This window comes from Glycocaulis sp. (assembly GCF_052168375.1).
Classification (GTDB): domain Bacteria; phylum Pseudomonadota; class Alphaproteobacteria; order Caulobacterales; family Maricaulaceae; genus Glycocaulis.
This window is the reverse complement of the sequence record NZ_JBQLZR010000087.1, coordinates 1-7,074: the sequence shown is the minus strand read 5'-3', so window position 1 is coordinate 7,074 and position 7,074 is coordinate 1. Positions and strand designations below refer to the sequence as shown.

General features: G+C 62.9%; 8 protein-coding genes. 3 read left to right on the top strand and 5 right to left on the bottom strand.

Annotation, left to right across the window (positions count from 1 at the left end):
• The 3 genes from ACTS2Z_RS03330 to ACTS2Z_RS03320 form a co-directional block, all read left to right on the top strand.
• The coding region (locus ACTS2Z_RS03330; RefSeq protein WP_442571813.1) for an SUF system Fe-S cluster assembly protein at nucleotides 1-379 on the top strand (379 nt) is incomplete at its 5' end.
• Nucleotides 380-390: 11 nt separating this feature from the next.
• Nucleotides 391-750, top strand: a complete 360-nt coding sequence (locus ACTS2Z_RS03325) for a HesB/IscA family protein (RefSeq protein WP_442571812.1) — start codon at nucleotides 391-393, stop codon at nucleotides 748-750.
• 63 nt (nucleotides 751-813) lie between these two features.
• Nucleotides 814-1,416, top strand: coding sequence for a glutathione S-transferase (locus ACTS2Z_RS03320; protein ID WP_442571811.1), 603 nt, complete (start codon nucleotides 814-816; stop codon nucleotides 1,414-1,416).
• Here the strand turns inward: ACTS2Z_RS03320 and ACTS2Z_RS03315 are convergent.
• From ACTS2Z_RS03315 to ACTS2Z_RS03295, 5 genes are all read right to left on the bottom strand, one after another.
• Nucleotides 1,413-2,135, bottom strand: coding sequence for a TMEM175 family protein (locus ACTS2Z_RS03315; RefSeq protein WP_442571810.1), 723 nt, complete (start codon nucleotides 2,133-2,135; stop codon nucleotides 1,413-1,415). The genes ACTS2Z_RS03320 and ACTS2Z_RS03315 overlap by 4 nt on opposite strands.
• Nucleotides 2,136-2,214: 79 nt before the next feature.
• Nucleotides 2,215-3,270 (bottom strand): GGDEF domain-containing protein, encoded by a 1,056-nt coding sequence (locus tag ACTS2Z_RS03310; protein WP_442571809.1) that lies wholly within the window; start codon nucleotides 3,268-3,270, stop codon nucleotides 2,215-2,217.
• 124 nt (nucleotides 3,271-3,394) lie between these two features.
• On the bottom strand, nucleotides 3,395-4,804 hold the full coding sequence (locus tag ACTS2Z_RS03305; protein ID WP_442571808.1) for a DEAD/DEAH box helicase: 1,410 nt from the start codon (nucleotides 4,802-4,804) through the stop codon (nucleotides 3,395-3,397).
• A 194-nt stretch (nucleotides 4,805-4,998) separates the two neighbouring features.
• On the bottom strand, nucleotides 4,999-6,273 hold the full coding sequence (locus ACTS2Z_RS03300) for an amidohydrolase family protein (RefSeq protein WP_442571807.1): 1,275 nt from the start codon (nucleotides 6,271-6,273) through the stop codon (nucleotides 4,999-5,001).
• 1 nt (nucleotide 6,274) lies between these two features.
• On the bottom strand, nucleotides 6,275-7,074 hold an 800-nt coding region (locus tag ACTS2Z_RS03295), incomplete at its 5' end, for an amidohydrolase family protein (RefSeq protein WP_442571806.1).

Here is a 7,074-nt window from a genome sequence, read left to right as displayed (position 1 = left end):
CAGCGCGGCGCCCGCGCGTCCGCTCGCGCCTGAAACACCCGCCAGCGGTGAAGGTGCCATTCCGGCTGAGGAAATCGCGCGCATCACGGACGATGTGGTTACGGCGCTCAAGGGCGTGTTCGATCCGGAAATCCCGGTCGACATTTATGAGCTTGGCCTGATCTACAAGGTCGATCTGGAAGATGACCGCACCTTGAAGGTGGAGATGACGCTGACGGCGCCCGGCTGCCCGGTTGCCGGCGAGATGCCGGGCTGGGTACAGGATGCCTGCAACACGGTGGACGGGGTTAAGCGCACCGAGGTGAACCTCACCTTCGATCCGCCCTGGACACCAGACCGGATGACCGACGAAGCCCGCCTGCAACTCAACATGCTCTAGGAGCCCATATCATGGCCCGCGAAAGACCCAAGCCCGTCACCCTGACCGAACAGGCTGCCGCCCGTGTCCGGGCGCTGATGGCGCGCGAAGGCAAGGGGTATTTGCGTGTCGGGGTCAAGAATGGCGGCTGCGCCGGCATGGAATACACGATGGATTATGTCGAGGCGCCGGCTCCGCTGGATGAACGGGTGGAAGACCAGGGCGTGGAGATCGTGATTGATTCCAAAGCGATCCTCTTTCTTCTGGGCAGCCAGATCGATTACGAAGTCACCCCGCTGCACGCCAAGTTCGTGTTCCGCAACCCGAACCAGACCGATGCATGCGGGTGTGGCGAAAGCGTCACCATTATTCCTGTGGCCAACGCCTCCTGACCGGCTTGCGCCTGTAAGGGCAGTTAACTAAACCCGGCGGTCTGATATCTGCCGGGGGCATCCATGCAGCTCTTATATTCGCCGACTTCGCCCTATGCCCGGAAATGCCGGGCCCTCATCATCGAGAAGAGCCTGGAGAGCCGAATAGAGCTGGTCGAAGTGTCACCGCTGGATGACCCGGCGGCACTGCATGCGGCCAATCCGCTCGGCAAGGTGCCTGCGCTGGTGCGCAAGAGCGGGCCTGCCATCATCAACTCGCCGCTGATCTGCGAATATATCGACTCGCTAGATGACGAGCGCTGGATACCGGCCAGTGGCGAAAGCCGCCTCCTGGTCCTTCGCCAGCAGGCGATTGCCGACGGCCTGATGGACCTGACTATCGGGCGGCGTATCGAGAAGAACCGTGATGCCAGCCTGCACTATCCTTTGTGGATCGAACGCTGGGAGCGCGGTATCGCGCGCACGCTCGCGCAACTGGATGCGGAACGCGCGCAGTTCGAGCGCTCTGTCGACCACGGCGCCCTGTCGATAGCGGTGGCGCTCTCCTATCTCGACCTCAGATATGCCGAGCTGGACTGGCGTACGTCACATCCGGCACTGGCCAGCTTCCTCGAGCGCTGGGAAGAGCGTGACAGCCTCAAGCTGACTGCTCCGCCCGCGGTCTAGGCTTGGTCTGCCGCCTGTCGTTTGATGCGCGCTTCAGCCCTTAGGCCGCTGAGAAAAGCGATCACGCCGATCATGAAGAAGGCCATGCCTGCCATCGGTCCGAACGGCCGGGGCAAGGTGTAAGCGGACACGATCACCAGCATGGTGAGGATGGCCGTCCCGGCCGCCACCTCGATCTCGTACCGGGTCCACGCCCGCTCCTTCAGGTCCAGACCGATCCGGTCGCCATGCTTGAGTGCGTGGATATAGAGAAGGCCGAAAACGGCCTGCACAGCGATATAGAACACGCCAAAAACGAGATACAGGTGCGCGACCTGATCGACCGTGATGACCTGCTGTATCTCCGCCTCTGTCGCGAAACCCCGGGTGAACAGGGTCACGACGAAATCTGCCATGAATTTCAGTGGGTAGATGAAGACCAGGATCAGGAAGAGCAGGATCGCGTTCAGGAAAACGGTCCAGCCGTCCTGAAGGTCATAGCGCCGGAAAAAGACGTGGTGGGTATGCCAGATCGTCAGGAGCAGCGCGAAGCACGCCGCCATCGAGATGCCGTCACGCCAAAGATTGGCGAGATCGCTGAATGAGGTGGGAACGCTGTTGGCCGCTGCGAGGGTCAGGACCAGCGCGAAGACAATGTCAGAAAGGTTCTCGACGCGGCTGACGTCTGGGCTGCGCCACCGGAAGTGGGCTTCACCGCGCAGAAGTGGGTGACGGGCCATGAATGCTCCCCGGACTGTGTCTGGGGAGCATTGTTGTTCTATTTTGTCTGGCTGGAAAGATGCTGTCTGGCTCGGCTGATCAGGCCGCAGCGACGCCGGCTTGCGGTTCCGCGCTGTCCACGGTGACGCGATTGCGGCCCGTCTGCTTGGACTTGTAGAGATTGGCGTCGGCCCGCTCGATCAGGCTTTCCACCGATTCCCCGGCCGTGTGCTGCGACACGCCCATGGATACGGTGATGTGGCCCAGATCTTCATTGGTCGACTTGCGCAGCAGGCGCTTGGATTCGACCGTCGCACGGATCTTCTCGGCAATGCCGGTTGCCTCCGACAGAAGCGTTTTCGGCATGACGATCGCGTATTCCTCGCCGCCATAGCGCGCCACGATATGCGTGTCCTTGGCGAAGCGGGAGAGACATGCCGCCACGAAGCGGATGATCTGGTCGCCGGTCTGGTGGCCCCAAGTGTCGTTGAAGCGCTTGAAGTGGTCGATGTCGCAAAGAACGAGGCAGAAATCATCGCCCTGCAGGTCGGCATCGCGGCGCGCCTTGCGCATGGATTCGTCGAACCGCTTGCGATTGGCAAGGCCGGTGAGGGCGTCGGTCATCGCCTCTTCACGCACCTTTTCCAGATTGTTGCGCAGCTGGTTCACCTCTACGGAGGTTTCCTGCAGGCGGCGTTCCAGCTCGCGCGAGCGGCGCTGCATCCGGGCCGTGGCCGAGACGAGGCCTTCCACCATGCGCTTGAAGGTCACCGAATCGGTGGCATCGCCAAGCTGGCCGGACGCACCGGCAAGGGCTTCGCCATAAGCAGCCGTATCGCGCTCGGCAGCTTCCAGGGTCTTCACAACGGCGCCCAGCTCACGGCTCATCGCGCCGCCAGTGTCCAGAACAGCGTCCTGAATGCGTTTGAAGGTGAAGTGGCGATCGTAGAGCTCATCGCAGAGCTCGTCATCAATCGGGCCACCTTTGTCGATAGCGCCTTGAAGCGCCTCGGACAGTTCGGGGATCGAGTCAGAGACATAGGCGACCCATACAGCGTAGTTCTGCGGCGTGGGCGCAACTGAATGTTCTGCCATCATGTCCAGCGCGCGCCGCGCCAGATCAATGCCTTCATGCGTTTGCAAGCGACCGTTCACGTGTAATTCCCCGTTCTCCGCAGCCCGAATTCTTCAGACCAGTTCTCCCGTATGAAAGGAGGTTAGGCCCGTTTCGGAAAGATGCGGTAAACGCGGGAGGCGAATTTCGAATTATTTTCGATTTTCAGCCGAAAGCGGAGCGCAGAAGGAATTCAGGAACGTGATCGCCGAAGCCGGCAGCTTCGCCATCCTTCTGACGTTCCTTGGGTTTTTGTTCCTTTGCGCGTGCCGTGTCGTTGGCGGGCGCGGGCGCCTTTTCTTTGGCCTGGCCCGCATCGCCCTTCGAACGCGACCTTCCGCCGCGCCGCGAGCGGGACGGCTTGCTGGCCTCGTCCCCGATGGTTTCGGGCGCAGGGGTGCGAGCCTCGGCGGGAGCTGCTTCGCCAGTCGCTTCAGCAGAGGGTGCAGCCTTGCCGAGGTCCAGCGTTTCGGGTTCGCCGCCGATCAATTTAACCACATTGGCGAGTGATTTCTTGTCGTCCGACGTGACCAGGGTGACGGATTCGCCTGTTAGACCGGCCCGCCCCGTGCGTCCGATACGGTGCACATAGTCATCGGCATTGCGCGGAATGTCGAAATTGAAAACGTGGCTGACGGCCGGAATGTCGAGGCCGCGTGCCGCAACGTCGGAGGCGACGAGGATGCGAACCTCGCCGGACTTGAAGTCCTCCAGCGTCTTCATGCGCTGTACCTGAGCCAGATCGCCGTGGATCGGCGCCGCCGAGAAGCCATGGCGTTGCAGCGAGCGAGCGACGATGTCGACATCGCGCTTGCGGTTGCAGAAGACGATGCCGTTCTTCACGCCGTCACGGCGGATCGCCGCGCGCAGGGCTGCACGCTTGCCAGCAGGTGAACCGTTATCCACACGCACCAGATACTGCTTGATCGTGTCGGCGGTCTGCGCCGGGCGCGACACCTCGACCCGTTCCGGGTCTTTCAGGAAGGTGTTGACGATGCGCACGATCTCGTTGGGCATGGTCGCCGAGAAGAACAGCGTCTGGCGGCGAGGCGGTACCAGCGAGAAGATACGCTCGATATCGGGAATGAAGCCCATGTCCAGCATGCGGTCGGCTTCGTCGATGATCATAATCTCGATGCCCATGAGCATCAGGCCGCCGCGCTCGAAATGGTCGAGCAGGCGCCCGGGCGTCGCGATGAGAATATCCGCGCCCTTGTCGAGGATTTCCTTTTGCGGGGCAAAGGCGACGCCGCCGATCAGCAGCGCCATGGTCAGCTTGTGGTTCTTGGCATAGGTGCGCACGTTTTGCGCCACCTGGTCAGCCAGTTCGCGCGTCGGGCACAGGATGAGCGAGCGCGGCATACGCGCACGGGCGCGGCCCCGCGAGAGGCGTTCGATCAGCGGAAGGGTAAAGGAGGCTGTCTTGCCTGTACCCGTCTGGGCAATGCCCAGAACATCGCGTCCGGTGAGGGCCACCGGAATGGCACCGGCCTGGATCGGGGTGGGGCTGGTGTAGCCGGCATCCTTGATGGCTGCCAGCAGGTTCGGGCTCAAGCCCAGATCATCAAAAGTCATGCGCCTCATATCCGCCCCGGCCAGATGGCGAGGGGCGCGCTGTCGTACGGACGGAGGGGATGCGCGGATCGCATCCCGCTTGCGCGCTGCACAATAGGGTTACACCCCTAGCTGTCAACGCGTGCTAGCGCAGACGTGATGTATCTGCGCCGCACTGTGGCACACCGTCCATACTTCAGTGGGTGAGGCGCTCCCTAGTGCCGGTATCCGTACTGATAGTTCGCCACACGCTCCGCATAGCGCTCGGCCAGCCGGGACTGGCGGGAGTCCATCGACTGGTTTTCGCCCTCAATGATGACGGCCACAGGCGCGCTCATCACTTCGAGCGGATCACCATCCCAGATCACCACGTCTCCGGCATAGCCTTCGGCAAGGGCGCCGTAGGTATCCCCGACGCCATAGATTTCCGCTGGCGTGAGCGTGATCGCCCGGAAGGCATCTTCCCAGCTTGCACCGTGGGCGACGGCGTTGCCCGCATGCTGGGTGATCAGGCGCGGGTTGAAGTAGAGGTCGGCGCTGATCGTGGTATAGGCGGTCTGTACGCCTGCCGCGTGAAGGCGGGCAGGGGCATCGAGACGCGCGCCCAGCACGTCAAAGCTGACAGGAAGATTGCGCAGCGGGTCCATGATGACAGGGATGCCCGATGCCGCAATCTCGTCAGCGACCAGCCAGCCTTCTGCCACGCCCGCAAAGATGAAGCGGGCAGACGGGTGCTGCTGTGCAAACAGGATGGCGCGGCGAATGTCGGAGGCGCGTTCGACCTGCAGCACAATCGGGATTTCGCCGCGAATGGCCGACACCAGCGAGGCCGCGTCGAACCGGTTGATCGCGTCGCCCTCGTGGTGGGCCATGAAGCGTCCCGGATAGAAGCGGGCATCCTCGAAGGCGGCGCGCAGATACGCCCATGCGGCGTTGCGCGATCCGCCAGCGGTCGCGGCGCCCGATTGCGACAGGTCGACATAGAGGAAGGTGCGTGTGGAGAAGAGCGAATCTGGCTCGCCCGTGCTGTTTGCCAGCGCGCCGCGCCCGCCAATCACACCGCTGGCGGTGGACGGGAAGACGGCAAACCGGGTGATCCCGCGTCGGCGGCTGTCTGGAATATGTCCGCCTGACGGGTTGAAGCCGTCAGCGACATCAATCGCAGCCGTGAAACTCGCCGCCGGCGCAGCGACGTCCGAGGTGGAGCGCTCGCCGCCCACCTCGATTAGGCCGAGCTGGGTGTGCGGGTGGAAAATGCCGGGTGTTATCCAGCCGCCATTGGCGTCGATGATTTCAACGCCTTCGGGGATGGACACATTCGCGCCCGCAGCGGCGATGACGCCGTCACGGATGAGCACCGAGCCGTTCTCGACAATGCCGGCCTCGGCATTGGTCACGACCCGGCCATTGGTCACGGCGAGGGTCTGGGCAGAGGCGCTGCCAAGCGTGACAGTCGCCGCGATGGCCGCACAAAGAAGGGATTTCATCATCTTACAGCACTCCATCGCCGGGTTGGCCAAGCGTGAAATCGCGCACGGTGCGCCGTTCCGGATCGGCCCGGTCATAGACCAGTGCCCCGTCCAGATAGACGTGATCGGCAAGGGCGTAGGTGGACAACGGATGAGCTGACCAGAGCACCACATCGGCGCGCTTGCCGGCCTCGATCGAGCCCGTCTCGTCGAAAATGCCAAGCCCGCGTGCGGGGTTGGAGGTGAACCAGGAAATGGCCTCGCCATCACTGATCTCCAGCCCGAGGCGCCGCCCGGCGGCAAGGGCCTTGGCCACTTCCTGATTGAGGCGCTGGATGCCCAGCTGGTCATCGGAGTGGATCATGGCGCAGGCGCCCGCTTCGTGCAGGAGCGCAAGGTTCTCGTTGATGGAGTCGTAGGCTTCCATCTTGAACCCGCCCCAGTCAGCCCAGACAGCGGCGCAGACATCGTCTTCGGCCAGCAGATCGCCAACCTTGTAGGCCTCTACGGCGTGGTGGAAGGTCGTGACCTCGTAGCCGAACTCTTCGGCCATATCGAGCACCTGCACCATTTCATCGGCGCGGTAGCAGTGCATCTGGACGAGGATTTCACCCTCCAGAACGCCCATCAGCGTGTCGAGCTCGAGATTGCGGGTCGGCGGCGTTGCGTCCGCATCGCCTTCATCCCAGTAGCGGTTCCAGGCACGGCGGTATTCCACCGCGCGCTGCCAGGCCTCGCGATAACCGGCCATATTGCCCATGCGCGAGCCGGGCGCGCGGCCCTGACTGCCATAGACACGCTTGGGGTTCTCGCCGCAGGCCA

What these genes read in the sequence shown, in the direction of transcription:
- ACTS2Z_RS03300 (WP_442571807.1), bottom strand. Translation starts at nt 6,273, where the DNA reads ATGATGAAATCCCTTCTTTGTGCGGCCATCGCGGCGACTGTCACGCTT.
- ACTS2Z_RS03305 (WP_442571808.1), bottom strand. Translation starts at nt 4,804, where the DNA reads ATGACTTTTGATGATCTGGGCTTGAGCCCGAACCTGCTGGCAGCCATC.
- ACTS2Z_RS03320 (WP_442571811.1), top strand. Translation starts at nt 814, where the DNA reads ATGCAGCTCTTATATTCGCCGACTTCGCCCTATGCCCGGAAATGCCGG.
- ACTS2Z_RS03315 (WP_442571810.1), bottom strand. Translation starts at nt 2,135, where the DNA reads ATGGCCCGTCACCCACTTCTGCGCGGTGAAGCCCACTTCCGGTGGCGC.
- ACTS2Z_RS03325 (WP_442571812.1), top strand. Translation starts at nt 391, where the DNA reads ATGGCCCGCGAAAGACCCAAGCCCGTCACCCTGACCGAACAGGCTGCC.